The following is a 24,805-nucleotide window of genomic DNA, read 5'->3' on the forward strand; positions in this document are numbered from 1 at the left end:
ACTAACCGGTGGTTTCGATGACGGATGATGGTGTGGTGGCACACAGAGCCGATAGCCCGGGCCCGGTGCGGGGACCCGGTCCCGGCGCGGGATCACCCGGCGGGCGGCAGAACCGGCCCTCGTTGGCGGAGTCGTTCGCCGGGGCCGACGCCGGAGCCGACGCCGAGCGCAGGACCGCACTGCGCCGGATGAAGGTGGTGGCGCTGAGCTTCCTGGTCGGCGCCACCGTGGTGTTTCTGGCTTGCCGGTGGGCCAATGCGCACGGCACCGCGCCCGCGTGGGTCGGCTACGTCGGGGCCGCCGCGGAGGCCGGCATGGTGGGTGCGCTGGCGGACTGGTTCGCCGTCACCGCTCTGTTCAAGCATCCACTCGGAATCCCGATCCCGCACACGGCGATCATCAAACGCAAGAAAGACCAGCTCGGGGAGGGTCTGGGCACCTTCGTGCGGGAGAACTTCCTGTCCCCCGAAGTCGTCGAGACCAAGCTGCGCGATGCCGAAGTGCCCAGCCGGCTGGGCAAGTGGCTGGCCGAACCGGCACACGCCCAGCGGGTGGCCGCCGAGACGTCAACGGTCCTGCGGGTGCTGGTCGAGCTGTTGCGGGACGAAGACGTCCAACAGGTGATCGACCGGATGATCGTGCGGCGCATCGCCGAACCGCAGTGGGGCCCGCCGGTGGGTCGCGTCCTGCAGACTCTGCTGGCCGAGAACCGCCAGGAGGCATTGATTCAACTGCTGGCCGATCGGGCGTTCCAATGGTCGCTCAACGCCGGCGTGGTGATTCAGCGCGTCGTGGAGCGCGACTCGCCGACCTGGTCCCCCCGGTTCGTCGATCATCTGGTCGGGGATCGCATCCACCGCGAGCTGATGGACTTCACCGACAAGGTGCGTCGCAATCCCGATCACGAACTGCGCCGCTCGGCGACCCGGTTCCTGTTCGAGTTCGCTGACGACCTGCAAAACGACCCGGACACCATCGCCCGTGCCGATGCCGTCAAGGAGCAGTTGATGGCGCGCGAAGAGGTGGCCAATGCCGCCGCGACCGCGTGGAAGACGCTCAAGCGTCTGGTCCTCGAGGGCGTGGACGACCCGTCCAGCGCACTACGCAGCCGCATCGCCGACGCCGTGATCCAGATCGGTGAGTCGCTGCGCGACGATGCCGATCTGCGGGACAAGGTCGACAACTGGATGGTGCGCGGCGCCCAGCACCTGGTTTCGCAATATGGGGTAGAGATCACAGCGATCATTACCGAGACGATCGAGCGGTGGGATGCCCAGGAGGCAAGCCGTCGGATCGAGCTGCATGTGGGCCGTGACCTGCAGTTTATCCGCATCAACGGGACCGTCGTCGGCGCGTTGGCGGGCCTGGCGATCTATACCATCGCCCAGTTGCTGTTCTGAGACGGTGCTAACATGCGCTTGCAATAGCAAGCACTCCTCCGTAGCCTGGTGGCCGTAAGCAAACAACCACCAACGAGGAGTGCACCAATGCCGCCGGAGGAGAAGCTGGGCACCAAGGTGTCCACCAAGGCTTCTGACATCGGTAGCTTCATCAGGGCGCAGCGTGAGACGGCACAGGTATCGATGCGTCAGCTGGCCGAAAGGTCGGGTGTCAGCAACCCTTATCTGAGTCAGGTAGAGCGCGGCCTGCGCAAGCCGTCGGCCGACGTCTTGCGCCAGATCGCCAAGGCGCTGCGGGTCTCGGCCGAGGTTCTCTACGTGCAAGCCGGGATCCTCGAACCGCGCGATTCCAGCCAGGTCCGCGACGCGATCGTCACCGACACGGCGATCACCGAAACCCAGAAGCAGGTGCTGCTGGATACCTACGAGTCGTTCCTGCAGCAGAACGAGGCCAATGGTGCGCAGTGTCAGGGCGATTCTGGCACCGAACAGATCGAAGGCTGATCGGTCGATCGTTTCGGCAGCGCGCCTCGATCGACTACAGACCATCAAGCGACCCGGCCAATCAGGAGGTTTTCTGCAAGTCGCGAGCCAATGTCAATAAGCGGGTCTTGACTCCCCTCTTAGGTCCCCTAGGAACTCTCTGGGAGCCGCCACTTGCACCAACTTCCAAACCTTTCAGGAAATAACGCCGATATCGAAAACAGAGAAAGGAAACATCATGGCTGAGAACACGAACATCGAGGACCTCAAGGCTCCGCTGCTTGCTGCGCTTGGCGCGGCCGACCTGGCTCTGGCCACCGTCAATGACCTGATCGTGACCCTGCGGGAGCGCGCCGGGGAGACCCGTACCAACCTGCGCGAGCGCGCCGAAGAGACCCGCACCGACACTCGCAGCCGCGTCGAGGAGAGCCGTGCTCGCCTGACCAAGCTGCAGGAGGACCTCCCCGAGCAGTTCAGCGAGCTGCGTGAGCGCTTCACCGCCGAGGAGCTGCGCAAGGCCGCCGAGGGCTACGTGGAGGCCGCCACCAGCCGGTACAACGAACTGGTCGAGCGCGGCGAGGCCGCTCTCGAGCGGCTCCGCAGCCAGTCGGCGTTCGAGGACGCCTCCGCGCGTGCCGAGGGGTACGTCGACCAGGCTGTCGAGCTGACCCAGGAGGCGCTGGGCACCGTTGCGACCCAGACGCGCGCCGTGGGTGAGCGGGCCGCCAAGCTGGTCGGCATCGAGCTGCCGAAGAAGGCTGAGGCCGCCGCGCCGGCCAAGAAGGCTGCGCCGGCTCCGGCCGCCAAGAAGGCTCCCGCCAAGAAGGCCCCGGCCAAGAAGGCCCCGGCCAAGAAGGCTGCGGCCAAGAAGGTCACCCAGAAGTAACTCGGGGATCCGAGAGACTCCGCTCGACTCCGGGTCGCCCCAGCTGGGGTGGCCCGGAGTCGACGTTTCCAGCGTGGCCCGCATAGTCTTATGGGCGTGCGCGCCGTGAGTATCGTCCTCTACGTCTTGCAGGTCGCTGTCTTGGTGACGGCGGTGTATGCGTTCGTGCATGCGGCTATGCAGCGTTCCGACGCGTACACCGCGGCCGAAAAGCTCACCAAGCCAGTGTGGCTGGTGATGCTCGGCGGCGCGGTGGCGCTCTCCTCGATCCTTGGCGTTGTGTTCGGGGTGCTTGGGGTGGCGCTTGCTGCCGTTGCGACGGGCGTATATCTGGTGGACGTCCGGCCGAAGCTCCTCGAAGTGCAGGGCAAGTCGCACTAGCGGATGAAATTCCTGCTGTTGGCGTCGACGTTGGCGCTGCTCTCGATGCCGGGCGTCTTATCCGCTGTACCCGCCACAGCCGATCCCGGTGCGGCTGACTCGGCGGGCTCGTCCGGGCCCGGCCACGCACCGCCATACGTCGACCACACCGAATGGGTGTCCTGGGGGCGGGGATCCAGCCTGCGCGTCTACCCGACGCCCTCGGGGCGCCTCGCGTCCACTTCCGGTAATGGGCAGGCCGTCGAGGAGGCCTGGGCTGAAGTTCTGTCGCTGGCACCCAACGGCGATACCCCCGGCATGCGCGCGCAATTCGTCTGTCACTGGCGCTTCGCCGAGACCGTGCAGCCCGGGAAGACCAGCTGGAATCTCGAGCCTTGGCGCCCGGTGGTCGACGACGCCGAGATGGTGGCGGCCGGGTGCAACCCCGGCAGCCCGGAAGAACCGTTCTGATGCCGGTCAGTCCGAGCCGGCAGCAGCTGGCCGCGCTGGTCGACCACACCCTCCTCAAGCCGGAGGCCACTCCTGCCGACGTGGCAGCACTGGTGGGCGAGGCCGCCGAACTGGGCGCGTACGCGGTCTGCGTATCGCCGTCGATGGTGCCGGTCGCCGTCGACAGCGGCGAGGTCCTGGTTGCGGCGGTAGCCGGTTTTCCGTCCGGCAAGCATGTGTCGGCGATCAAGGCGCGGGAAGCCGCCGCGGCGGTGGCCGCCGGCGCGGGCGAGATCGACATGGTGATCGACGTCGGGGCCGCGTTGGCCGGCGCGCTCGATGCCGTGCGGTCAGACATCGTGGCGGTGCGTGACGCGACGGACGGCGCCGTGCTGAAGGTGATCGTGGAGTCGGCTGTGATCCTGGCTCACGCGGACGAACGCATGCTGAGCGATGTGTGCCGGGTCGCGGCGCACGCGGGCGCGGACTTCGTGAAGACCTCCACCGGCTTCCATCCCGCCGGCGGGGCAAGCGTGCGGGCGGTCGAGGTAATGGCCGCGACCGTTGGCGGGCGGCTGGGCGTCAAGGCCAGCGGCGGCATCCGTACCGCCGCTGACGCCCTGGCGATGCTGGACGCAGGCGCCACCCGGTTGGGCCTATCCGGCACCCGCGTCGTGCTGGATGGGCTCAGCCGCGGCTGAACTCACAGATCGGCGAAGCAGGGATCGGTCTCGCCGGCCGGGATGGTGGCGTTGCGGCTGGAGAAGTGACTCGTGACGCCGCTATCAGTGACCTGCACGCTGTCGGCGCGAATGCCGAGCGGGAACTTCTTGGTCAGGCCGGAGGTGTACTCGTCCAGCGAGGACTGCACGGATTCCTTGGGCAACGAGAATCCCAGCGTGTTGAAGCTGACGATCTCCAGCCTGAACCCGCCGTCGGACACCACGGGCTTGGCGACGATGTCGTTCAACAACCCCTTGAGCTCTACGGTCTGATCCTGCGGATGGGTGGTGACGCTGCTGGTGACGAACTCGCCCAAAATCGGGATCGCGTTCTGCACGGTCTCTTTGATGCCTTGCGACGTCCAGGTGATGGTGGCGTCGATCGCGCCGATCGTGCCTTTGGAGTCAGGGGTCTTGTCCAGCTTGATGTCCTGGACGCTGAGCTGCAGCTTCATGCCCTTGGCGTCGCGGATCTGGTTACCGGCTGTCTCGACCGTGATGTTGGTGTAGTGGTCGGTGAGCACCTGCCATGTCACCAGTGGCGTCACCCCGAACGACGCGGTCGCCTGGTCTTTCGTCACGCAAGCCGCGGCCGCCGCGATCTTGTTGTTGGCCTCGTGGCGCACGTACAGCTCGGTGCCGATGAGCCCCGCGACTACCAGCGCGAACACGATGATCAAGACGAGCAGGATCGACAGCGGATCGCGCAGTCTGCGCTTTTTCTTTTTGACCTCGCCCGCGTCGTCCTGGGGCCGGCCGATCGGTGTGGTGCGGTCGGCTGACAGGCCGGGTGGCGGCGTGTGAATGCGTCTGGTGTCGGCATTGGCCGCTGCCAGCTCCTCCGTCGGCTGTTGCGGCTGGCCGGGGGCGGCTGGTACCGGGGTCCGCCGGGATGTAGCCGTCCCCCCTGGGGACCAGCGCCGGGTGCCGGGGGTCGGCCGAGTGGGCCTTGATCGCCCGGACGCGCCCAACCCGATGGGCCTTCGTTTCGTGGTCCCTGCGGAGTCGTCACCCAGGTGATTCTGCCCTATCAAGCTGAACAAAGCTTGAGCGGTTGCGCAGCACGGCAATGTTCTTCCGCGCCTCGTCCACCGCGTCCAGAGCCAGGTCAACAACCACCAGTTCCGGCTGGGATCCCGCCGATGCCACGACTTCGCCCAGCGGGGAGGCAACCAGGCTGCCACCCACACCGGTCGGCGCGCCCTTGCCGTTAACCGAGTCGCCCGGGTCGGCCTGACCGGCCGCGGCGACGTAGCTGGTGGAGTCCAACGCTCGCGCGCGGGCCAGTAGCGTCCACTGCTCGAGTTTGCCGGGCCCGGAACCCCAGGACGCGGCCACGACGATCAACTGCGCGCCCCGGTCGGCCAACTCGGTGTACAGCGCCGGAAACCGCACGTCATAGCAGACCGTCAACCCGACCCCGACGCCGTCGACGGTGATGACTACCGGTTCGCGCCCGGGCGCGACATTGCGCGACTCGGCGAAGCCGAAAGCGTCGTAGAGGTGGATCTTGTCGTATCGGGCGTCCGGCTCGTTGGGTGTGCCGGGCCCCGCCGCGATCAACGTGTTGGTGACCCGCCCGTCGCTGGTGGGGGCGAACATGCCGGCCACCACGGTGATGTTCGCGTCGCGCGCGATGCGCCGGACACCGTTGGCCCAGGGCCCGTCGAGCGGCTCGGCGATCGGTGCCAGCGGGACCCCGAATCGGCACATCGTCGCTTCCGGGAACACCACCAGCTTGGCGCCGTCATTCGCGGCACGCTCGGCGTACTCGCGCACCAGCTGCAGATTTGCGGCCGGATCGGTGCCGCTGAGGATCTGGGCCAACGCGATGCGCATGACCGCCAGCTTAGAGCGAGCCCGCTAACCGCTGGCGATCCACGATGTGGTGAAACGCTGCTCGATAGCTACCAAGTTGCCGAGTTCGTTGCCGATGAGGCGCTCCAACTTCCCGCCGATGAACGGGACCCGAACCTGAACGGTCGCCTGCAGTGTCATCCGTGATCCGCCGGTGTCCGGGTTGGGCTCCAGCACGGCGGTTCCCCACACATTGACCGGAGCGCTGAGGATCGATCCGGCGATGGAGGCTGTGGCGATGTCATCCCGCAGCGGGCCCCAGGTCTCCTCGCGACGCACGCACAGGTCGCCGCGGTGCAACTGGGTGACCAGAGCTGGCAGGTTGTTGCTGCGCACCGTCTGCAGCGTGACGACCTCGATGGTCCCGTCGTCGATCCTCATCGACTCCAAGGTGGCGATGTCGACCGGCGTCTCGGCCAGCCTGCCCTCCCAATACCCGATGTCGTGGAACGCCTGATGGACCTCTGCGACGCTGCCCTCGTAGTCGACCGACATGTCGAATGAACGCGGCATAGCTGGCCACGCTACCGTTAGCGGCCATGAAACCGAGCGAAGCCGGTTCAGTCTTTGCCGGTGCGCGAGTCGCAGAGTCGGTTTCGCTCGCGCCGTTGACGACGTTGCGGGTGGGTCCGGTGGCCCGTCGCGTAATAACTTGTGACAGCAGCGATCAGGTGATCGCCGTTTTGCGGCAGCTCGACGCCGAATCCCGTGACGGCGCGGGCGGGCCCGTCCTGGTGTTTGCTGGCGGATCCAATCTGGTGCTCGGGGACGGCTTGGCCGACCTGACGGCGGTGCGGTTGGCCAATGCCGGCGTCACCGTCGAAGGCAACCTGTTGCGCGCAGAGGCCGGCGCGGTGTGGGACGACGTGGTGGTCCGGTCGATCGAGGAGGGCCTGGGCGGGTTGGAGTGCCTGTCCGGCATTCCCGGTTCGGCCGGCGCGACGCCGGTGCAGAACGTCGGTGCCTACGGCGTCGAGGTCTCCGACACCATCACCCGCGTGCGGTTATTGGATCGCGTCAGCAGTGAGGTGCGCTGGGCCGATCCCGACGAGCTCGGCTTCGGCTACCGCACCAGCGTGCTCAAGCGCGCGGACGGACTGGGAGTGCCGGCCGTGGTGCTGGAAGTGGAGTTCGGGCTGGACGAGTCAGGGTGTAGCGCCCCGTTGCGCTACGGGGAGCTGACGGCGGCCCTGGGGGTCGCCAGCGGCGAGCGGGGTGACCCGCAGGCGGTACGGGCGGCGGTGCTGGCGCTGCGGGCCCGCAAAGGCATGGTGCTCGATCCCGCCGACCACGACACCTGGAGTGTGGGGTCGTTCTTCACCAACCCGGTGGTCGCCCCGGAGGTCTATGCCCGGCTGGCCGAGCAGACGCAGGGCGAGGTTCCGCACTATCCCGCGCCGGACGGGGTCAAGCTGGCGGCGGGCTGGTTGGTGGAACGGGCCGGTTTCGGCAAGGGCTACCCACACGACGAGACGGCCCCGTGCCGGCTGTCCACCAAGCACGCGCTGGCGCTGACGAACCGGGGCGGCGCCACCGCGGAGGACGTGATGGTATTGGCCCGGGCTGTGAAGGATGGGGTTCGTGATGTGTTTGGTATCACATTGAGACCCGAGCCGGTCCTCGTCGGGTGCGACTTGTAGCTGCTGGTTTGCCACTTCAGGCACGTTGCCGACCCCCCGCCGCCGCTCTTTGTGGTGGGGGAGAGGGTGTTTCGCCCGGTATCTTTAACTGTTGTGAGCACTCCCAGCGCCCCCCGAAATGGTGGGGCGATCAACCGACGCCGGGCTCTGGCAGCCCTGGGTGTCGGCGTGTTCGCACCCAGCGTCCTGGCCGCCTGCGGCGGGAAGACAAGCCTGCCGCACGCCGAGAAGAAGCCGCCCCCGGCGCCAAAGCTGACCTACCAGCCGGCCGACGCGACCGAGGACGTGGTGCCGATCGCGCCGATCAGCGTCCAGGTCAGCGACGGCTGGTTTCAGCGGGTCGCGCTGACCAATTCCGCCGGCAAGCCCGTCGCCGGCACGTTCAACCAGGACCGCACGGTATTCATGACCACCGAGCCGCTGGGATACGACACCACCTACACCTGGAGCGGCTCGGCCGTCGGCCATGACGGCAAGGCCATTCCGGTGGCCGGCAAGTTCATCACCGTGACGCCGAAGAAGAAGATCGACGGCGGGTTCCAGCTGGCCGACGGCCAGACGGTGGGCATCGCGGCGCCGATCATCATCCAGTTCGACGCGCCGATCGCCGATAAGGCCGCCGTTGAGCGGGCGCTCACCGTCACCACCAACCCGCCGGTGGAGGGGAGCTGGGCCTGGCTGCCCGACGAAGCAAAGGGCGCCCGCATTCACTACCGCCCGCGCGAGTACTACCCCGCCGGCACCACGGTCAACGTCAATGCCAAGCTCTACGGCCTGCCGTTCGGTGACGGTGCCTACGGCGCCCAGGACTTCTCGTTGAACATCCAGATCGGCCGACGCCAGGTGGTCAAGGCCGAGGTGTCGTCGCACCGCATCCAGGTGGTGACCGACGCCGGCGTCATCATGGACTTCCCGTGCAGCTACGGCGAGGCCGACAAGGCGCGCAACGTGACGCGCAACGGCATCCACGTCGTCACCGAGAAGTACGCCGACTTCTACATGTCCAACCCGGCCGCGGGCTACAGCAACGTGCACGAGCGCTGGGCGGTGCGGATCTCCAACAACGGCGAGTTCATTCACGCCAACCCGATGAGCGCCGGCGCGCAGGGCAACAGCAATGTCACCAACGGTTGCATCAACCTGTCGACATCCGACGCCGCGGAGTACTTCCAGACGGCGATCTACGGCGACCCGGTCGAGGTGACCGGCAGCTCGATCCAGCTGTCCTACTCCGACGGCGACATCTGGGACTGGGCCGTGGACTGGGACACCTGGGTGTCCATGTCGGCGCTGCCGCCGCCGGCCGCGCGCCCACCGGGCACCCAGATTCCGGTGACGGCACCGGCCACCCCCTCTAACGCGCCGAGTCTGTCCGGCACGCCGACCACGACGTCGACCTCACCTAGCTCCCGTCCAGGTGGTTGAACCGACGGGTCGCTGACGCCTGATCGCGCGGCCGGATGATGATCTGGTCCAGGTTGACGTGCGGGGGCCGAGAGGCCACGAAGCCGATCACCTCGGCCACGTCGTTTGCCACCAGCGGCGTCATGCCGGTGTAAACGGCCTCCGCGCGCTGCTGATCGCCGTCGAACCGCACCAGCGAAAACTCGGTCTCTACCGCGCCGGGAGCAATCTCGGTGAGGCGCACCGGCTTGCCCAGCAGCTCACCGCGCAGCGTGCGGTGCAGCGCGCCCTGCGCGTGTTTGGCCGCCGTGTAGCCGGCCCCTCCGTCGTAAATCTCAAGCGCGGCAATGGAAGTCACCGTGACGATGAGTCCGTCGCCGGAATCGATCAGCTTGGGTAGCAGCGCGCGGGTCACCCGCAAGGTGCCCAACACGTTGGTCTCCCACATCCACCGCCAGTGCGCCATGTCGGCTTCGGCCACCGGGGCAGCCCGCGGGGCCCCGCCGGCGTTGTTGACCAGCACATCTACCCGGTCCAATCCCTCGGCCAGCTCAGCCACGTCCTCGTCTTTTGTGACATCGGCCACAACCGGGGTGCCGCCGATCTCCGCTGCCAGCGCAGTGACCCGGTCCGCCCGGCGGGCCACGGTGACGACGTGAAATCCCTGGGCAGCAAGGTTTTTCGCGGTGGCTTCGCCGATACCCGAACTGGCGCCGGTTACCACCGCTACTCGATTTCGCGTCTCGGAAGGTCTCACCGAGACAACTCTAATAAACGTGCTAAATTTTCCGATGTGTACTGCACCGTCACGTTCCACACGACGACCGCGTGTCTCTGCGCGGGCGCGTGTTGTTGTCGCGCACTTTGCCGCGCCTGAACTGACGCAAGTCTCGGGTGTGGCCAGGGACCCGGCCATCGGAACTCGGACAAGGACAGCCAGTGCATTCAACTACTCTCACCCACCAATCACACAGCCGCCACGGCGCTAAGGGACCGCTGCGGTCGTATCGCCAGATCGTGCCGCCGGCGCTGCACCTCTCCGACTCGGCGGCGGCGTCGGTCTTCCGCGCCGTCCGGTTGCGCGGACCGGTCGGACGCGACGTCATCGCCAACGTCACCTCGCTGAGCATTGCGACGGTGAACCGGCAGGTCATCGCCTTGCTGGACGCCGGACTGCTGCGCGAGCGCGCCGACCTCGCGGTGTCCGGGGCGATCGGACGTCCCCGCGTCCCGGTCGAGGTCAACCACGAGCCGTTCGTCACGCTCGGCATCCACATCGGTGCACGCACCACCAGCATCGTGGCCACCGACCTGTTCGGGCGCACGCTGGACACCGTCGAAACCCCCACGCCGCTCAACGCCGCGGGCCCGGCGCTGGCCTCGCTCGCGCACAGCGCCAGCCGCTATCTGCAGCGTTGGCACCGGCGGCGGGCGCTATGGGTAGGGGTGTCCATCGGCGGCACCGTCGACAGCGCCAACGGCTTGGTCGACCACCCGCGGCTGGGCTGGCGCCAGGCTCCGGTCGGCCCGGTGCTGGCCGACGCGCTCGGCCTGCCGGTGTCGGTCGCGTCCCACGTCGACGCAATGGCCGGTGCCGAACTGTTGCTGGGCATGCGGCGGTTCGCCCCTGGATCCTCGACCAGCCTGTATGTCTATGCGCGCGAGACGGTGGGTTACGCACTGGTGATCGGTGGACGGGTGCACTGCCCGGCCAGCGGTCCGGGCACCATCGCCGCGCTGCCGGTGCAATCCGAATTGCTGGGCGGTACCGGTCAATTGGAATCCACCGTCAGCGACGAGGCGGTGCTGGCGGCCGCCCGACGGCTGCGGATCCTGCCGGGCATCGCCCCCAGCAACCGCGTTGGCGCCTCGACCGCCGCCACCACCGACCTGCTCCGGCTGGCCCGGTCCGGTAACCAACAGGCCAAGGAACTGCTGACCGAACGTGCCCGGGTGCTGGGCGAGGCCGTCGCCTTACTCCGCGATCTGCTCAACCCGGACGAGCTGGTAGTCGGCGGGCAGGCGTTCACCGAATATCCGGAGGCGATGCAGGACGTCGAGGCGGCCTTCGCGGCCCGCTCGGTGCTGCCGCCGCGGGATATCCGCGTCACCGCCTTCGGCAACCGGGTGCAGGAAGCGGGCGCCGGCATCACCTCGCTGGACAGCCTCTATGCCGACCCGTTGAGCGCGATGCGCAGGTCCGGCGTGATCGGCAGCCGGGCCGCCGGCACCGAACCCGAGGCGATCGCCAAGTAGCGCCCTGACCTGCTCGCGACGGGTCCCATCAGCGCGTCCTGTAAAGATGACAGTGTGCGTTATGCCGGTGACGATCCCCGTCGGGTTGCCCTGTTAGCGGTACACACGTCGCCACTGGCCCAGCCCGGCACCGGCGATGCCGGCGGAATGAATGTCTACGTACTGCAGAGCGCGCTGCATCTGGCCCGACGCGGCATCGAGGTGGAGATCTTCACCCGGGCCACCGCATCGGCCGATCCGCCGATCGTGCACGTCGAGCCCGGCGTGCTGGTGCGCAATGTGGTTGCGGGGCCGTTCGAGGGCTTGGACAAATACGACCTGCCGACTCAGCTGTGCGCCTTCGCCGCCGGTGTGCTGCGCGCGGAAGCCGCGCACGAGCCGGGCTACTACGACATCGTGCACTCCCACTACTGGCTGTCCGGCCAGGTCGGCTGGTTGGCGCGGGACCGCTGGGCGGTGCCGCTGGTGCATACCGCGCACACGCTGGCCGCGGTCAAGAACGCCACCCTTGCCGAGGGTGACACTCCCGAGCCGCCGATGCGCACGATCGGTGAACAGCAGGTCGTCAATGAGGCTGACCGGTTAATCGTCAATACCGAAGACGAAGCGCGCCAATTGATTTCGTTGCATCACGCGGATCCGTCGCGCATCGATGTGGTGCACCCCGGTGTCGACCTGGACGTGTTCTCGCCCGGTGACCGAGGGGCGGCCCGGCACGCGCTCGGGCTCGATGCGGACGAACCGGTGGTGGCGTTCGTCGGACGGATCCAGCCGCTCAAAGCGCCCGACATCGTGTTGCGCGCGGCGGCGAGACTGCCCGGTGTGCGCATCATCGTCGCAGGCGGGCCGTCGGGCAGCGGGCTGGCCTCGCCGGACGGGCTGGCACGGCTGGCCGACGAGCTCGGCATCGCCGAACGGGTGACGTTCCTGCCCCCACAGTCCCGCTCGGAGCTGGCGACCTTGTTCCACGCGGCCGACCTCGTCGCGGTGCCGAGTTATTCGGAGTCGTTCGGCCTGGTCGCGGTCGAGGCGCAGGCCTGCGGCACGCCCGTGGTGGCGGCCGCGGTCGGCGGGCTGCCGGTGGCGGTGCGCGACGGCGTCACCGGCACGCTGGTGTCCGGCCACGACGTCGGACAGTGGGCCGACGCCATCGACCACCTGCTGCGCATCGGTTCCGGTCCGCAAGGTTGGGCGATGAGTCGCGCCGCGGCCAAGCATGCGGCCACATTCTCCTGGGAGAACACCACCGATGCATTGCTGGCCAGCTACCGGCACGCGATCGGTGACTTCACCGCTGACCGGCAGCGCCGGGTGCGTGATCTCCGTGATCTCGCCGCCAAGCGCAAGCCCCGTCGTTGGACGGCGCGTCGCGGGGTGGGCGCATGAGCGTCGAGCAGGTGATCGAGGACGCGCTGCAGGCCAGCGATCTGCGGTATTCGAAGCATGCCGGGGCGCGGGGCGGGCTGCCGGGCATCATCGTCGAATTGCCCGGCGAGCGCCGGCTCAAGACCAACACCATCTTGAGCATCGGGGAGCATTCGGTGCGGGTCGAGGCGTTCGTCTGTCGCAAGCCGGATGAGAACCACGAGGGCGTCTACCGGTTCCTGCTCAAGCGCAACCGCCGGCTCTACGGGGTCGCTTACACCCTGGACAATGTCGGCGACATCTACCTGGTCGGGCGGATGTCCTTGGCTTCCGTTGATGCCGACGAGATCGACCGAGTGCTCGGGCAGGTGCTCGAAGCGGTCGACTCGGACTTCAATACGTTGCTGGAGTTGGGTTTTCGCTCGTCGATCCAGAAAGAGTGGGACTGGCGGGTGTCGCGCGGTGAGTCGCTGAAGAACCTCGAGGCCTTCGCGCATTTGATTTCCGAAGACGGAGAGGACGACGGCTGAGCCGTCGACGGTGGGCCTCCAGCAGGTAAACCCGCCCGATGAGCGTGAGAGACTTCCCGCATGGGAGACATTGGCACGTTGGTGCTGCTGCGCCACGGCGAAAGCGACTGGAATGCCCGCAATCTGTTTACCGGGTGGGTCGACGTCGGGCTGACCGAAAAGGGCCGCGCCGAGGCGGTGCGAGGCGGCGAACTGCTGGCCGAACAGAACCTGCTGCCTGACGTGCTCTACACCTCGCTGCTGCGGCGCGCGATCAGCACCGCGCACCTGGCTCTGGATGCCGCGGACCGGCTGTGGATTCCGGTACACCGCAGCTGGCGGCTCAACGAACGGCATTACGGGGCGCTGCAGGGCCTGGACAAGGCCAAGACCAAGGAAAAGTACGGCGAAGAACAGTTCATGGCGTGGCGACGCAGCTACGACACCCCGCCGCCGGAGATCGAGCGGGGCAGCGAGTTCAGCCAGGATGCCGATCCGCGCTACGCGAACATCAACGGCGGCCCGCTCACCGAATGCCTGGCCGACGTGGTCGAGCGCTTTTTGCCGTACTACACCGACGTCATCGTCCCGGATCTGCGTATCGGCAAGACGGTGCTGATCGCGGCCCACGGAAATTCGCTGCGCGCGCTCGTCAAGTACCTGGACGGCATGTCCGATGACGACGTCGTCGGACTGAACATCCCAACCGGAATCCCGCTGCGCTACGACCTGGACGCCGACTTGCGACCGGTCGTTCCTGGTGGGACCTATCTGGACCCGGAAGCCGCCGAGGCCGGAGCCGCCGCGGTGGCCAGTCAGGGCGCCGCGAAACGCTGATTTGCGGCGTGCACGCGGCCGGTTGCTAAACACCGCGTGAACTGCAGCCGAACACCTGTGGCGGGGCATGTGACTTGTACGATTTTGGCCGCGCTCCGCTAGGGCACCGTTCACCTGATTTGTAGGATTTCTGGTGTGACTGTGTTCTCGGCACTGTTGCTGGCCGGGGTCTTGTCCACGCTGGCACTAGCCGTGGGTGTGGCAGCGGGTCTGCGGCTGTCGGGCCGGGTGGGGCAACGCCGCCAGCGAGTGGCCACCGAATGGACCGGGATCACCATCGCCCAGATGCTGCAGCAGATCGTCGCGCTGATGCCCATGGGAGCGGCGGTGGTGGACACCCACCGCGACGTCGTCTACCTCAACACTCGGGCCAAGGAGCTCGGGTTGGTCCGCGACCGGCAGCTCGACGACGAGGCCTGGCGGGCCGCCCAGCAAGCTCTGGGTGGGGAGGACGTCGAGTTCGACCTCGCGCCGGCCAAGCGTTCCAGCGGCCGCTCAGGGCTGCTGGTGCACGGCCATGCCCGGTTGCTCAGCGAGGAGGACCGCCGGTTCGCGGTGGTGTTCGTCCACGACCAGTCCGACTACGCCCGGATGGAGGCGACCCGGCGCGACTTCGTCGCCAATGTCAGCCACGAGCTCAAGACGCCGGTCGGTGCGATGGCCCTGCTGGCCGAAGCCCTACTCGCCTCCACCGACGACACCGAGACCGTGCGCCGGTTCGCCGAGAAGGTGCTGATCGAGGCCAACCGCCTGGGCGACATGGTCGCCGAGCTGATCGAGCTGTCCCGGTTGCAGGGCGCCGAGCGGCTGTCCAACGTGACCGACGTCGATATCGACACCGTCGTGTCCGAAGCGATTGCGCGGCACAAAGTGGCCGCCGAGAACGCCGAGATCGAGGTCCGGACCGACGACCCGAGCGGACTGCAGGTGCCGGGGGACCAAACCCTGCTGGTCACCGCCCTGGCCAATCTGGTGTCCAACGCGATCGCCTATTCGCCGCGCGGCTCGCTGGTATCGATCAGCCGTCGCCGGCGCGGCGACAACGTCGAGATTGCCGTCACCGACCGGGGCATCGGCATAGCTTTGGAAGACCAGGAACGGGTCTTCGAGCGCTTCTTCCGCGGCGACAAGGCGCGCTCGCGCGCCACCGGTGGCAGTGGGCTGGGGCTGGCGATCGTCAAGCACGTCGCGGCCAACCACGGCGGCAGCATCGGAGTCTGGAGCAAGCCCGGGACCGGATCGACGTTCACGCTGTCCATCCCGGCCGCCGGGAACGCGTCGACGCCGCCGCAGGAGGACAACGACCAAGCCGAGCAACTGCTGAGCCGCGAGATGCGGCCAGGCAGATCACAACGAGAGGAAGAGCTGAGCCGATAATGACCAGCGTATTGATCGTGGAGGACGAGGAGTCGCTGGCGGACCCGCTGGCATTCCTGCTGCGCAAAGAGGGCTTCGAGGCCACAGTGGTGACCGATGGACCCGCTGCGCTCGCCGAGTTCGACCGGGCCGGCGCTGACATCGTGCTGCTGGACCTGATGCTGCCGGGCATGTCCGGCACCGATGTCTGCAAGCAATTGCGCGCCCGCTCGGGTGTGCCGGTGATCATGGTCACCGCCCGCGACAGCGAGATCGACAAGGTAGTCGGCCTCGAGCTGGGCGCCGACGACTACGTCACCAAGCCCTACTCCGCGCGCGAGCTGATCGCCCGCATCCGGGCCGTGCTGCGCCGCGGCGGTGACGACGACTCGGAGATCAGCGACGGAGTGCTCGAGTCCGGGCCGGTCCGGATGGATGTCGAGCGGCACGTCGTCTCGGTGAACGGCGACACAATCACGTTGCCGCTCAAGGAGTTCGACCTACTCGAATACCTGATGCGCAACAGCGGACGGGTACTGACCCGCGGCCAGTTGATCGACCGGGTCTGGGGTGCGGACTACGTCGGCGACACCAAGACCCTCGACGTACACGTCAAGCGCCTGCGCTCCAAGATCGAGGCGGACCCGGCCAACCCGGTGCACCTGGTGACGGTGCGGGGACTGGGCTACAAGCTGGAGGGCTAGTTCAGGCTGCGCGCCACCTCGTCGGCCACCGCCAGTGCCATCGCCATGATGGACAGCTGCGGATTCACCTCGGGGCAGCTGGGCAGCACCGACGCATCGGCCACCCACACCCCGTCGACGCCGCGTAGCCGGCCGGTCGCGTCGACCGGACACAACTGCGCGTCGGAACCGGCGGCCGCGGTGCCGGTCGGGTGGAAGGCGGCCAGGTGCAGGCTGCGCGGGTTGCTCCGGGCGAGCACCTCGCGCAGCTCGGGCATCGACCGCACCGTCATCGCGCCGGGCAGGCCGGTGAGCACCTCCACGGCACCCGCGGCGAACAGCAACTTCCCGATGGTTTCCAGCGCCACCCGCAACTTGGCGATGTCGCCCCGCGCGATGTCGTAACGCACCAGCGTCTCGCCGCCCAGTGAGTGCACCGAGCCGACGCCCTGGTCGGCCACCATCGCGCCGAAGGTCGCCACCTGAGGGGCCCGGTCCAGCCAGCTGAGCAGCTCGGCGCCGTAGCCCGGAAACACCATCGAACCCATGCCCGGCGGTGTGGAGGTGGCCTCGATCAGCACACCGTCGGACTCGTGGAACTCGTGCACGGCCGCGCTCTGCAGGATGCCGCGCCAGGCGTAGACGTCATCGTCGAAGCGGCCGGCGAGCATCGTCGCCGGGTGCAGCGCCAAATTGTGACCCAATCGGGGGTGCCTACCAAGACCACTGCGCCGCAACAGCATTGGTGTCTCAGTGGCGCCCGCGGCGATCACCACGGTGGCGGCCAGGATGTCGATCGCGGTGCCGTCCGGCCGACGGGCGCGCACCCCGCGAGCACGCCCGTCCTGCACAAGCACCCGTTCGACACGGGCTTGGGAAATGATGCGCGCGCCGGCGGCACATGCCTGGGGCAACGCGTTGAGATGAACCCCGTACTTGGCGTTGTGCGGGCAGCCGATCGCGCACTGGCAGCAGCCCGCACACCCCGGCGCGTTACGCGGAATGGGTGCGGCCTGCCAGCCCAGCGAATCCGCGGCCTCGAGCAGGAGGTTGCCGTTGCGGCCCATCACGTCACGGCGGGCCGGCGCGACCTGCAGCGTGCGCTCGACCTCGTCGAGGTAGCCGCCGAACCGGTCCGGGTCGGCCAGGGCCAACCCAAATCGGTCGCGCCACCGTTGCTGCACTTCGCGCGGCGGCCGGAAACAGGTCCCGGAATTGACCACGGTCGTGCCACCGACGGCCCGGCCCATGGGCAGCACAACCGTCGGACGACCCAGCGCGACGGTCGCGCCGGCGCCCCGGTACAAACCCGCGTAACGGTCCATGGGGTGGGTGGTGCGGAACTCCTCGACCGTCCAGCGCCGGCCTTCTTCCAGGACGACGGCCTCGAGTCCGGCCCGGGCCAGGGTGCGGGCCGCCATCGCGCCACCGGCGCCGGAGCCGACGATCACCACATCGGTGGTGATGACCGAGGGGCTCTCGATCGACGGGGTGACGTCCAACGCGGCGTCCGGGCGGGCCACGGCGTCGCGCTGGGCCCGGGACAGCAGTTCGGTCGCATAGCTGTCGGCGCCGTTGGCGAGCAGTCCGATCACCTTCATGCCCTCGACGGCGGCTCCTGCGTCGGGACTCAACCCGGCGATACGGCGCAGCACCTGTGCGCGCTGGGCGGGATCCAGCCGGGCCATCGACCGCCCGGTGGCGAGATAGCTCGCCGCCGCCAGCGACATCAACCCCGTCCGCACCGCCAATCTGGAGGTGGCCGGCATCCGGTTGAGATACCGGTCGACACGTGCGACGAACTGCTCGGGCGACGGTCCGCCGTGCTCCTCGGGAAGCAACGCGGTGCCAAAGGAAGCGGTCGCTCGTTCCGCCAGGCGGCTCATGGGCGCGCGGACAACAGTCGCCCGACGCCACGCCCGAGCTTGAGGAAGAACGGGTAGGTCGCAAAGATCCCGCCGGCCGCCGCGTGCAGGGGCCACTGCGCCTTCGCGGTGTCGACGCCGAAAACCCCACTGTTCCACATAAAGTCGCGGCCGTTCTGGGCGCGGAACGGCCGCCACAGAAAGCCCAGCCCGGGCACGTTGTTGTAGAGGCCAAACGATCCGGCGAAGAACACGCCCATCACGGCCGCCTCGACGACCTCGCGGCGCCGCACCGGAACATGGCGCTCGATGAGCACTCCCGAGGCGAACAGCAGCGGCGGATCCAAAGCGAAACTCATTGTGGTGTCCTCTCATTGACAGCGGGAGCATCGGCGCCGCGCAGGCCGACTTCGGCGTGACCGGTGCCCTGCACCGCCCACCGCCGGTCACCGAGCTCCACGTAGACGTCGGCCTGCTCAGTGTTCGTGCATACACATTTGTCGCCGTCGGGATCGGTGTATTGCAGGCTCACGCACCGCTCCGGGGGCTGGTCCACCCGAATCAGCACGTCGCGACGGCCGATGCGGCCCTCCAGCTGCCAGTGCTGCACTCCGAGTGTTGTCCGCATCCGAAATGACGGCAATCCGCTTGCGGGCCAGTCCTTTCCGTCGATGCGGAAGCGGATGAACGCCAGCGGCGACAGGCGGTTGAGCCCGGGCTTGTGCGACACCGCGGCAACGGCTTCCAGGACATCGCCGTCACCGAGGTCGGCGTGCACCCAGGCCCAGCGCTTGGCGTTTCCGTGCCCGTAGATGTGGGCGACGTTGCCGCGCCAGTTGTCGACGGCAACGGTGGTGCCGTCGACGGTCAACGCGCCGGTGAAATCGGCGGTGGGGGCGAGTACGACCTGGGCGCCGGGCAGCAACTCGCGTTCCCACGCCAAGCGCGGAAACGTCCACAGCGGTGTCGCGGTGTCCTTCCAGGACAGGTCCCAGGTGATGGATCGCGCGTGCCCGCTCAGCTTCTCCGGACCCACCGCCGCGCCCGCTGCGTGGAACCAGTCCGGGCCCGACGCGGGCTGGACAGGCTCGGGACCGAAGCGCTCGGTGCGCGGGGGTCCCTCGGGCGGGAACCAGGTCGCCCAGCCGAGCGCGTAGGGCTCGCCGGACGTAGGGGCGACCGTCTCGCAGTGCACCCACACGGCCGCGCGGGTCGCGGGGTTGGTGAGCGTGGCATACCAGACTTCCAGGCGTCCCGGCCGGCCCCGCCAGCGCGGAGCCACCGCTGAGTGCATTTCGCTGTCCACGGCTGTTCCCTTCGTTGGCTTGAGCCTACTATATTGGTTGAGCCAATGAACCAATCAATTCCGATACCACCACCCGACCGCCAGCGCGTCGACGAACAGATCGCCGCGTCGATTGCCGACGCGATCCTCGACGGTGTCTTCCCGCCGGGTTCGACGCTGCCGCCGGAGCGCGAACTGGCAGATCAGCTCGGGGTCAACCGCACCTCGTTGCGCCAGGGCCTGGCCCGCCTGCAGCAGATGGGGCTGATCGAAGTCCGGCACGGCAGCGGCAGTGTGGTGTGCGACCCGGAAGGCCTCACTCATCCCGCGGTGGTCGAGGCGCTGGTGCGCAAGCTGGGCCCGGATTTCCTGGTCGAGTTGCTCGAGATCCGCGGGGCGCTGGGCCCGTTGATCGGCCGGCTGGCGGCCGAGCGCGGCACCGCCCAGGACGGCGAGGCGTTGTCTGCCGCGCTGAATACGGTGCGGGAAACCGACACCGCGGCCGCGCGCCAGACGGCCGACCTGGCGTTCTTCCATGTCCTGATCCACAGCACCCGCAACCGCGCGCTGGGTTTGCTGTATCGGTGGGTGGAGCACGCCTTCGGTGGCCGTGAACACGAACTCACCGGGGCCTACGACGACGCCCCCGCGGTGCTGGCGGACCTGCAGGCGATCACCGACTCGGTGCGCGCACACGATGCCGCGGCAGCGGCCGCCGCGGTGGAGACCTACCTCAACGCGAGCGCGCTGCGAATGGTTCTGGCCTACACCAAGGGTAACGGCGCCGGCTGACGCGTTACTCGGCCGTCCGCGTCGCCGGGTGCACTGCGATGAGCCCTAATTGACTGCGGCGCTTGCACATTGCGGCCAGCTCCGCGTAGGCCTTCTCGCCGAGCAGTTCGGTGAGCTCGTCGGCCAGGCTCTGCCACACCGGCTGTGCACCGACGTGCGCCGCCGGATCCCCGGTGCAGTACCAGTGCAGGTCCGCACCCCCAGACCCCCAGCCACGGCGGTCGTACTCGGTGAGGGTGGTCTTGAGAATCTCGGTGCCGTCGGGCCGCGTCACCCAGTCCTGACTGCGTCGAATCGGCAACTGCCAGCAGACGTCGGGTTTCATGGTCAGCGGCGGCACGCCCAGCTTCAGGGCTTTGCTGTGCAGTGCGCAACCGATTCCGCCGGGGAAGCCGGGCCGGTTCAGGAAGATGCACGCATTCTTGTGCTTGCGGGTGCGATATTGCGGCTCGCCGTCGTATTCGTCGAGCTCCAGATACCCTTTGCGGCCCAGACCTTTGTCGCGGAACTGCCAGTCCTTGCTGGTCAGTTTCTGCACCGCGTCGTCCAACCGGGCCCGGTCGTCATCGTCGGACAAAAATGCCCCGTGCGAGCAACACCCGTCGTCCGGGCGGCCTGCCACCGTCCCCTGGCAGGCGGGCGTGCCGAACACGCAGGTCCAGCGGGATAGCAGCCAGGTCATGTCGGCCGCGATCAAATGCTCGGGGTTGTCGGGGTCGTAGAACTCCACCCATTCGCGGGCGAAGTCCAGTTCGACCTCCTGCCCGGGCCGCGAGTTCTCCACGGTTGCAACGTTAGTCCAGTATCGCAGTAGCTACCGTGTTCGCCGCCGAGCGCGAGTCGCGCACCGCCCGGCAGGCCACGAGCGCAACGCACGCTACTTTTAGTTCGTGCGATTGGGCGTGCTGGACGTGGGTAGCAATACCGTCCATCTACTGGTGGTTGATGCCCATCGGGGCGGGCATCCGACCCCGATGAGCTCCACCAAGGCCACCCTGCGCCTGGCCGAGGCGACCGACAGCTCCGGCAAAATCACCAAGCGCGGCGCCGACAAGCTGATCTCCACCATCGACGAGTTCGCCAAGATCGCGATCAGCTCCGGCTGTGCCGAGCTGATGGCGTTCGCCACGTCCGCGGTCCGTGACGCCGAGAATTCCGACGACGTGTTGGCCCGGGTGCGCAAGGAGACCGGCGTCGAGCTGCAGGTGCTGCGCGGTGTCGACGAGTCCCGCCTGACCTTCCTGGCCGTGCGGCGCTGGTTCGGCTGGAGCGCGGGACGCATCGTCAACCTCGACATCGGCGGCGGGTCGCTGGAGGTGTCCAGCGGAGTTGACGAGGAGCCCGAGGTCGCGATGTCGCTGCCGTTGGGCGCCGGGCGGCTGACCCGGGAATGGCTGCCCGACGACCCGCCCGGCCGGCGCAGGGTGGCGATGCTGCGCGACTGGCTGGACGCCGAGTTGGCCGAGGCCGCCGCAACCGTCCTGGAAGCAGGCGAGCCCGACCTCGCGGTCGCCACGTCGAAGACGTTCCGGTCGCTCGCACGACTCACCGGGGCCGCCCCGTCGGCGGCCGGCCCGCGGGTGAAGCGGACGCTGACAGCAAACGGCCTCAGACAACTCATATCTTTCATCTCTAGGATGACGACCGCTGACCGGGCAGAACTGGAAGGAGTGAGCGCCGAGCGTGCGCCGCAGATCGTGGCGGGAGCTCTGGTAGCGGAGGCGAGCATGCGAGCGCTGTCAATCGAAGCGGTGGAGATTTGCCCGTGGGCGCTACGGGAAGGTCTTATCCTGCGCAAACTCGACAGCGAAGCCGACGGAACCGCGCTCATGCAGACTCCGGTGCGCGATGCTGGAGGCGTGTTAGTTGATCGGACCGCGCCCACCCGATCGAGAGGCAGCAAATAATGACCGGACCTGAATCCGAGGAGACCAAGCAAATATCGGTGGCCGAGCTGCTGGCCAGGAACGGAACCATCGGCGCCCCCGCGGTCACCCGCCGGCGCCGTCGCCGCCGTGGCGACGACTCGATCAGCGTCGCCGAGCTGACCGGCGAGATTCCCGTCGTCCGCGACGAGCGCGACGAGGAGCGCCGCCAAGAGCCGCCGCGCCCGGTGCCCGCGAACAGCGGCATCCAGGTCGCCGAACCGGACACCGTCGCGCCCCCGGTCGAGCCCCAGCCGGTGGAGGCCGAGCCGGTCGAGGCCGCTGTCGCAGAGCCCGAAGCGGACGTCGAACCCGAGACCAAGTCGGTGTACTGGGCCGAACCCGAACCGCGCTGGCCCAAGTCGGAACCGATCGGCCAACGCAAGACCGGACCCGAACGCAGCGAGTATCCAAGGCCGCTGCGTCACCTGGACGTCGGCTTGGACGTCGCTGACGAGGGCCGGCAGTCAGGCGCCGAGGGCATGAGCCCCGACCCGGTGGGGCATTACACCGACGCGTCGGTGGACGTCATGGACAGCGAGGTCCGCGAAGCCGAAACAGCGGTCGAGGACTCCGCGTACGTGCGTTCCTACCTGCAGGGATCCGACGACGAAGACGAACACACCCTGTTCGGTGGGCAGTCCCTGGCAGACGAGGTGGCGCGGCGGCGCAGCGTGCCCGAGCTGTTCGACGAGCACGAACCCGAGGATTCCGACCGCGCGGTGCGGCCGCGGCGTTCGTCCGACCGCATGTCGGCGATCGGTGGCGGCCTGCTGACGGTGCTGCAGTCGATCCTCGCGGTGGCTTTCGGCGCGGGATTGTTCATCGCCTTCGACCAACTTTGGCGCTGGAACTCCATCGTGGCATTGGTGCTGTCGGTGCTGGTCATCCTGGGATTGGTGGTGGGGGTGCGCGTGGTCCGCAAGACCGAGGACATCGCCAGCACGTTGATCGCGGTCGCGGTGGGTGCGCTGATCACCCTCGGGCCCATGGCCCTGTTGCAAACGGGTTAGGCGCTACAGACAGACAGTGCGCCCAGCAATCAAAGTCGGCTTGTCGACGGCCTCGGTGTATCCCTTGCGGGCCGAGGCCGCGTTCGAGTATGCGGCCCGGCTTGGCTACGACGGGGTCGAGCTGATGGTGTGGGGCGAGTCGGTGAGCCAGGACATCGCCGCCGTCGGCAAGCTGTCGCGGCGCTACCGGGTGCCGGTGTTGTCGGTGCACGCTCCTTGCCTGCTGATCTCGCAGCGCGTATGGGGCGCCAACCCGATCGTCAAGCTGGACCGCAGCGTGCGTGCCGCCGAGCAGCTGGGTGCGCAGACCGTCGTCGTTCACCCGCCGTTCCGGTGGCAGCGGCGTTACGCCGAGGGATTCCGGGAGCAGGTCATAGCGCTGGAAGCTTCCAGCAACGTCATGGTGGCCGTGGAGAACATGTTCCCGTTCCGGGCCGACCGGTTCTTCGGCTCGGATCAGACCCGCGAGCGGATGCGTCGGCGCGGCGGTGGTCCCGGCCCGGCGATCTCGGCGTTCGCCCCGTCCTACGACCCGCTGGATGGCGACCACGCCCACTACACGCTGGATCTGTCGCATACCTCCACCGCCGGCACCGACTCCCTGGAGATGGCCCGGCGGATGGGTACGGGGCTGGTGCACCTGCACTTGTGCGACGGCAGCGGTTCGCCGGCTGATGAACATTTGGTGCCCGGTCGCGGCACCCAACCGACCGCCGAGGTGTGCCAAATGCTGGCCGCGGGCGACTTCACCGGGCACGTCGTGCTGGAAGTGTCCACCTCGTCGGCCCGCTCGGCCGCCGAACGTGAGGCCATGCTCACCGAGTCTCTGCAGTTCGCCCGGACCCACCTGCTGCGCTGATGACCGGATCCTTGTTCAGCAGCGCGATGGCGCTGCGGCCAGTCGACGCCGACGACGCGTGCCACGTCTTCGACGGCGAGCTGAACGAGCACTGGACCATAGGTCCCAAGGTGCACGGCGGGGTGATGGTGGCGCTGTGCGCCAACGCCGCCCGCACCGCGCATGGCGGTGACGCGCTGCAGCCGGTCGCGGTGTCGGCCAACTTCCTGTCCGCGCCGGACCCCGGGGCGATGCGGCTGGTGACCACGCTGCGCAAACGGGGCCGCCGGATCAGCGTGGTCGACGTGGAGTTGATGCAGGGGGAGCGCACCGCCGTGCACGCCGTCGTGACCCTGGGTGAGCCGGAACACCACCTGCCCGGCGAGACGGCGCCGCTGCTGTCGGCCAACCCTGTGGTGGACTTGATGGCTCCGCAGCCGCCCGACGACCTGGCCCCGATCGGACCCGGCCATCCGCTGGCGGGCCTGGTGCATCTGGGGGCCGGTTGTGACATCCGTCCGGTGCTGTCGAGTCTGCCTGTTGCCGGAAAACCCCTTCCCGATGGCCGGCCGCCGGTGATCCAGATGTGGGCGCGTCCACGAGACCTGGCTCCCGACGCGCTGTTCGCGCTGATGTGCGGGGATCTGTCGGCGCCGGTGACCTTCGCGGTGGACCGCACCGGCTGGGCGCCGACGGTCCAGCTGACTGCGCTGCTGCGGTCGCTGCCCGTCGACGGCTGGCTGCGGATCATCGCCACGTGTATCGAGATCGGGCACGACTGGTTTGACGAGGATCACATCGTTGTCGATGAACTGGGGCGGCTGGTCGTGCAGACCCGCCAATTGGCCATGGTGCCTGCCGGGTAACCCGGCGGCCGGG

At 68.1% G+C, this 24,805-nt stretch carries 26 protein-coding genes and 1 pseudogene; 19 read left to right on the forward strand and 8 right to left on the reverse strand.

Annotated elements, in window-relative coordinates:
- The first annotated feature begins 32 nt into the window (after positions 1–32).
- The 6 genes from BN972_RS01655 (at position 33) to deoC (ending at position 4,280) form a co-directional block, all read left to right on the forward strand.
- Positions 33–1,400: a DUF445 domain-containing protein gene (locus BN972_RS01655; RefSeq protein ID WP_390176190.1), complete on the forward strand. Its 1,368-nt coding sequence runs from the start codon at positions 33–35 to the stop codon at positions 1,398–1,400.
- A gap of 87 nt (positions 1,401–1,487) precedes the next feature.
- Complete coding sequence (locus tag BN972_RS01660; RefSeq protein WP_036352153.1) at positions 1,488–1,904, forward strand: helix-turn-helix domain-containing protein; 417 nt, start codon at positions 1,488–1,490, stop codon at positions 1,902–1,904.
- Between the two features lie 217 nt (positions 1,905–2,121).
- Positions 2,122–2,769 (forward strand): heparin-binding hemagglutinin HbhA, encoded by a 648-nt coding sequence (gene hbhA / locus BN972_RS01665; RefSeq protein ID WP_036352156.1) that lies wholly within the window; start codon positions 2,122–2,124, stop codon positions 2,767–2,769.
- A 90-nt stretch (positions 2,770–2,859) separates the two neighbouring features.
- Entirely contained in the window at positions 2,860–3,150 is a 291-nt protein-coding gene (locus BN972_RS01670; protein ID WP_036352158.1) for a DUF2516 family protein, read from the forward strand.
- Positions 3,151–3,153: 3 nt separating this feature from the next.
- On the forward strand, positions 3,154–3,600 hold the full coding sequence (locus tag BN972_RS01675) for a DUF2599 domain-containing protein (protein WP_036352161.1): 447 nt from the start codon (positions 3,154–3,156) through the stop codon (positions 3,598–3,600).
- The gene (gene deoC / locus BN972_RS01680) at positions 3,600–4,280 is read left to right on the forward strand and encodes a deoxyribose-phosphate aldolase (protein ID WP_036352164.1); all 681 of its coding nucleotides are present in this window, start codon (positions 3,600–3,602) and stop codon (positions 4,278–4,280) included. Before BN972_RS01675 ends, deoC begins: the two co-directional genes overlap by 1 nt.
- 2 nt (positions 4,281–4,282) lie before the next feature.
- Here the strand turns inward: deoC and BN972_RS01685 are convergent.
- From BN972_RS01685 to BN972_RS01695, 3 genes and pseudogenes are all read right to left on the reverse strand, one after another.
- Positions 4,283–5,313: pseudogene (locus tag BN972_RS01685) on the reverse strand (LmeA family phospholipid-binding protein).
- Positions 5,310–6,140 carry a carbon-nitrogen hydrolase family protein gene (locus BN972_RS01690; protein WP_036352167.1) on the reverse strand — a complete coding sequence of 277 codons (831 nt, stop codon included), beginning with the start codon at positions 6,138–6,140 and terminating at the stop codon, positions 5,310–5,312. The pseudogene BN972_RS01685 and the gene BN972_RS01690 overlap by 4 nt, the downstream one beginning before the upstream one ends.
- A gap of 24 nt (positions 6,141–6,164) precedes the next feature.
- Positions 6,165–6,671, reverse strand: a complete 507-nt coding sequence (locus tag BN972_RS01695) for a DUF2505 domain-containing protein (protein ID WP_036352170.1) — start codon at positions 6,669–6,671, stop codon at positions 6,165–6,167.
- Positions 6,672–6,697: 26 nt separating this feature from the next.
- Between BN972_RS01695 and BN972_RS01700 the strand changes: the two genes are divergently transcribed.
- Together BN972_RS01700 and BN972_RS01705 are read left to right on the forward strand one after the other, a co-directional pair.
- Positions 6,698–7,798: a UDP-N-acetylmuramate dehydrogenase gene (locus BN972_RS01700; protein ID WP_036352173.1), complete on the forward strand. Its 1,101-nt coding sequence runs from the start codon at positions 6,698–6,700 to the stop codon at positions 7,796–7,798.
- A 51-nt stretch (positions 7,799–7,849) separates the two neighbouring features.
- Complete coding sequence (locus tag BN972_RS01705; protein ID WP_080696654.1) at positions 7,850–9,223, forward strand: L,D-transpeptidase; 1,374 nt, start codon at positions 7,850–7,852, stop codon at positions 9,221–9,223.
- Here the strand turns inward: BN972_RS01705 and BN972_RS01710 are convergent.
- Entirely contained in the window at positions 9,201–9,959 is a 759-nt protein-coding gene (locus BN972_RS01710; protein WP_036352178.1) for an SDR family oxidoreductase, read from the reverse strand. The two genes, BN972_RS01705 and BN972_RS01710, sit on opposite strands and share 23 nt — an antisense overlap.
- A gap of 182 nt (positions 9,960–10,141) precedes the next feature.
- Between BN972_RS01710 and BN972_RS01715 the strand changes: the two genes are divergently transcribed.
- The 6 genes from BN972_RS01715 (at position 10,142) to regX (ending at position 16,229) form a co-directional block, all read left to right on the forward strand.
- Positions 10,142–11,458: an ROK family transcriptional regulator gene (locus BN972_RS01715; protein ID WP_080696656.1), complete on the forward strand. Its 1,317-nt coding sequence runs from the start codon at positions 10,142–10,144 to the stop codon at positions 11,456–11,458.
- Positions 11,459–11,512: 54 nt separating this feature from the next.
- Positions 11,513–12,844, forward strand: coding sequence for a D-inositol-3-phosphate glycosyltransferase (mshA, locus tag BN972_RS01720; protein WP_235192346.1), 1,332 nt, complete (start codon positions 11,513–11,515; stop codon positions 12,842–12,844).
- Positions 12,841–13,353, forward strand: a complete 513-nt coding sequence (locus tag BN972_RS01725) for a type III secretion system chaperone family protein (protein ID WP_036352181.1) — start codon at positions 12,841–12,843, stop codon at positions 13,351–13,353. Before mshA ends, BN972_RS01725 begins: the two co-directional genes overlap by 4 nt.
- 60 nt (positions 13,354–13,413) lie before the next feature.
- Positions 13,414–14,169, forward strand: a complete 756-nt coding sequence (locus BN972_RS01730; protein ID WP_036352184.1) for a phosphoglyceromutase — start codon at positions 13,414–13,416, stop codon at positions 14,167–14,169.
- Between the two features lie 135 nt (positions 14,170–14,304).
- On the forward strand, positions 14,305–15,546 hold the full coding sequence (locus tag BN972_RS01735) for a sensor histidine kinase (RefSeq protein ID WP_099050975.1): 1,242 nt from the start codon (positions 14,305–14,307) through the stop codon (positions 15,544–15,546).
- Entirely contained in the window at positions 15,546–16,229 is a 684-nt protein-coding gene (gene regX, locus BN972_RS01740; protein WP_036352187.1) for a two-component sensory transduction protein RegX, read from the forward strand. The genes BN972_RS01735 and regX overlap by 1 nt, the downstream gene beginning before the upstream one ends.
- On the opposite strand, the gene BN972_RS01745 is transcribed toward regX, so the two are convergent.
- From BN972_RS01745 to BN972_RS01755, 3 genes are read right to left on the reverse strand one after another with little or no spacing between them, the layout of a single operon-like run.
- Entirely contained in the window at positions 16,226–18,094 is a 1,869-nt protein-coding gene (locus BN972_RS01745) for a GMC family oxidoreductase (RefSeq protein ID WP_036352189.1), read from the reverse strand. The genes regX and BN972_RS01745 overlap by 4 nt on opposite strands.
- Complete coding sequence (locus tag BN972_RS01750) at positions 18,091–18,432, reverse strand: hypothetical protein (protein ID WP_036352192.1); 342 nt, start codon at positions 18,430–18,432, stop codon at positions 18,091–18,093. Before BN972_RS01750 ends, BN972_RS01745 begins: the two co-directional genes overlap by 4 nt.
- The gene (locus BN972_RS01755; RefSeq protein WP_036352194.1) at positions 18,429–19,379 is read right to left on the reverse strand and encodes a hypothetical protein; all 951 of its coding nucleotides are present in this window, start codon (positions 19,377–19,379) and stop codon (positions 18,429–18,431) included. The genes BN972_RS01750 and BN972_RS01755 overlap by 4 nt, the downstream gene beginning before the upstream one ends.
- 45 nt (positions 19,380–19,424) lie before the next feature.
- On the opposite strand from BN972_RS01755, the gene BN972_RS01760 reads away from it, so the two are divergent.
- Positions 19,425–20,150: a FadR/GntR family transcriptional regulator gene (locus BN972_RS01760; protein WP_036352197.1), complete on the forward strand. Its 726-nt coding sequence runs from the start codon at positions 19,425–19,427 to the stop codon at positions 20,148–20,150.
- Positions 20,151–20,154: 4 nt separating this feature from the next.
- Here the strand turns inward: BN972_RS01760 and BN972_RS01765 are convergent, their stop codons facing one another.
- Positions 20,155–20,934, reverse strand: coding sequence for a hypothetical protein (locus BN972_RS01765; protein ID WP_036352199.1), 780 nt, complete (start codon positions 20,932–20,934; stop codon positions 20,155–20,157).
- Positions 20,935–21,040: 106 nt separating this feature from the next.
- Here BN972_RS01765 and BN972_RS01770 point away from each other — a divergent pair, with 106 nt between their 5' ends.
- The 4 genes from BN972_RS01770 to BN972_RS01785 are packed head-to-tail and all read left to right on the forward strand — an operon-like array spanning position 21,041 to position 24,792.
- Positions 21,041–22,057 carry a Ppx/GppA family phosphatase gene (locus BN972_RS01770; protein ID WP_036352202.1) on the forward strand — a complete coding sequence of 339 codons (1,017 nt, stop codon included), beginning with the start codon at positions 21,041–21,043 and terminating at the stop codon, positions 22,055–22,057.
- A complete protein-coding gene (locus tag BN972_RS01775) occupies positions 22,057–23,088 on the forward strand; it encodes a hypothetical protein (protein WP_036352205.1) in 1,032 nt (343 codons plus the stop codon). Before BN972_RS01770 ends, BN972_RS01775 begins: the two co-directional genes overlap by 1 nt.
- Positions 23,089–23,104: 16 nt before the next feature.
- Entirely contained in the window at positions 23,105–23,947 is an 843-nt protein-coding gene (locus BN972_RS01780; protein ID WP_036352206.1) for a sugar phosphate isomerase/epimerase family protein, read from the forward strand.
- Positions 23,947–24,792 carry a thioesterase family protein gene (locus BN972_RS01785; protein ID WP_036352209.1) on the forward strand — a complete coding sequence of 282 codons (846 nt, stop codon included), beginning with the start codon at positions 23,947–23,949 and terminating at the stop codon, positions 24,790–24,792. Before BN972_RS01780 ends, BN972_RS01785 begins: the two co-directional genes overlap by 1 nt.
- Positions 24,793–24,805: the final 13 nt, after the last annotated feature.

The organism is Mycobacterium asiaticum DSM 44297, assembly GCF_000613245.1.
GTDB classification, from domain to species: Bacteria; Actinomycetota; Actinomycetes; order Mycobacteriales; family Mycobacteriaceae; genus Mycobacterium; species Mycobacterium asiaticum.

Excerpts from the sequence above, each read along its gene's own strand:
- BN972_RS01690 (WP_036352167.1), bottom strand. The coding sequence starts at position 6,140 with ATGCGCATCGCGTTGGCCCAGATCCTCAGCGGCACCGATCCGGCCGCA.
- hbhA (WP_036352156.1), top strand. The coding sequence starts at position 2,122 with ATGGCTGAGAACACGAACATCGAGGACCTCAAGGCTCCGCTGCTTGCT.
- BN972_RS01695 (WP_036352170.1), bottom strand. The coding sequence starts at position 6,671 with ATGCCGCGTTCATTCGACATGTCGGTCGACTACGAGGGCAGCGTCGCA.
- regX (WP_036352187.1), top strand. The coding sequence starts at position 15,546 with ATGACCAGCGTATTGATCGTGGAGGACGAGGAGTCGCTGGCGGACCCG.
- BN972_RS01745 (WP_036352189.1), bottom strand. The coding sequence starts at position 18,094 with ATGAGCCGCCTGGCGGAACGAGCGACCGCTTCCTTTGGCACCGCGTTG.
- BN972_RS01750 (WP_036352192.1), bottom strand. The coding sequence starts at position 18,432 with ATGAGTTTCGCTTTGGATCCGCCGCTGCTGTTCGCCTCGGGAGTGCTC.
- BN972_RS01725 (WP_036352181.1), top strand. The coding sequence starts at position 12,841 with ATGAGCGTCGAGCAGGTGATCGAGGACGCGCTGCAGGCCAGCGATCTG.
- BN972_RS01760 (WP_036352197.1), top strand. The coding sequence starts at position 19,425 with ATGAACCAATCAATTCCGATACCACCACCCGACCGCCAGCGCGTCGAC.
- BN972_RS01700 (WP_036352173.1), top strand. The coding sequence starts at position 6,698 with ATGAAACCGAGCGAAGCCGGTTCAGTCTTTGCCGGTGCGCGAGTCGCA.
- BN972_RS01785 (WP_036352209.1), top strand. The coding sequence starts at position 23,947 with ATGACCGGATCCTTGTTCAGCAGCGCGATGGCGCTGCGGCCAGTCGAC.
- deoC (WP_036352164.1), top strand. The coding sequence starts at position 3,600 with ATGCCGGTCAGTCCGAGCCGGCAGCAGCTGGCCGCGCTGGTCGACCAC.
- BN972_RS01730 (WP_036352184.1), top strand. The coding sequence starts at position 13,414 with ATGGGAGACATTGGCACGTTGGTGCTGCTGCGCCACGGCGAAAGCGAC.
- BN972_RS01775 (WP_036352205.1), top strand. The coding sequence starts at position 22,057 with ATGACCGGACCTGAATCCGAGGAGACCAAGCAAATATCGGTGGCCGAG.
- BN972_RS01660 (WP_036352153.1), top strand. The coding sequence starts at position 1,488 with ATGCCGCCGGAGGAGAAGCTGGGCACCAAGGTGTCCACCAAGGCTTCT.
- BN972_RS01675 (WP_036352161.1), top strand. The coding sequence starts at position 3,154 with ATGAAATTCCTGCTGTTGGCGTCGACGTTGGCGCTGCTCTCGATGCCG.
- BN972_RS01670 (WP_036352158.1), top strand. The coding sequence starts at position 2,860 with ATGGGCGTGCGCGCCGTGAGTATCGTCCTCTACGTCTTGCAGGTCGCT.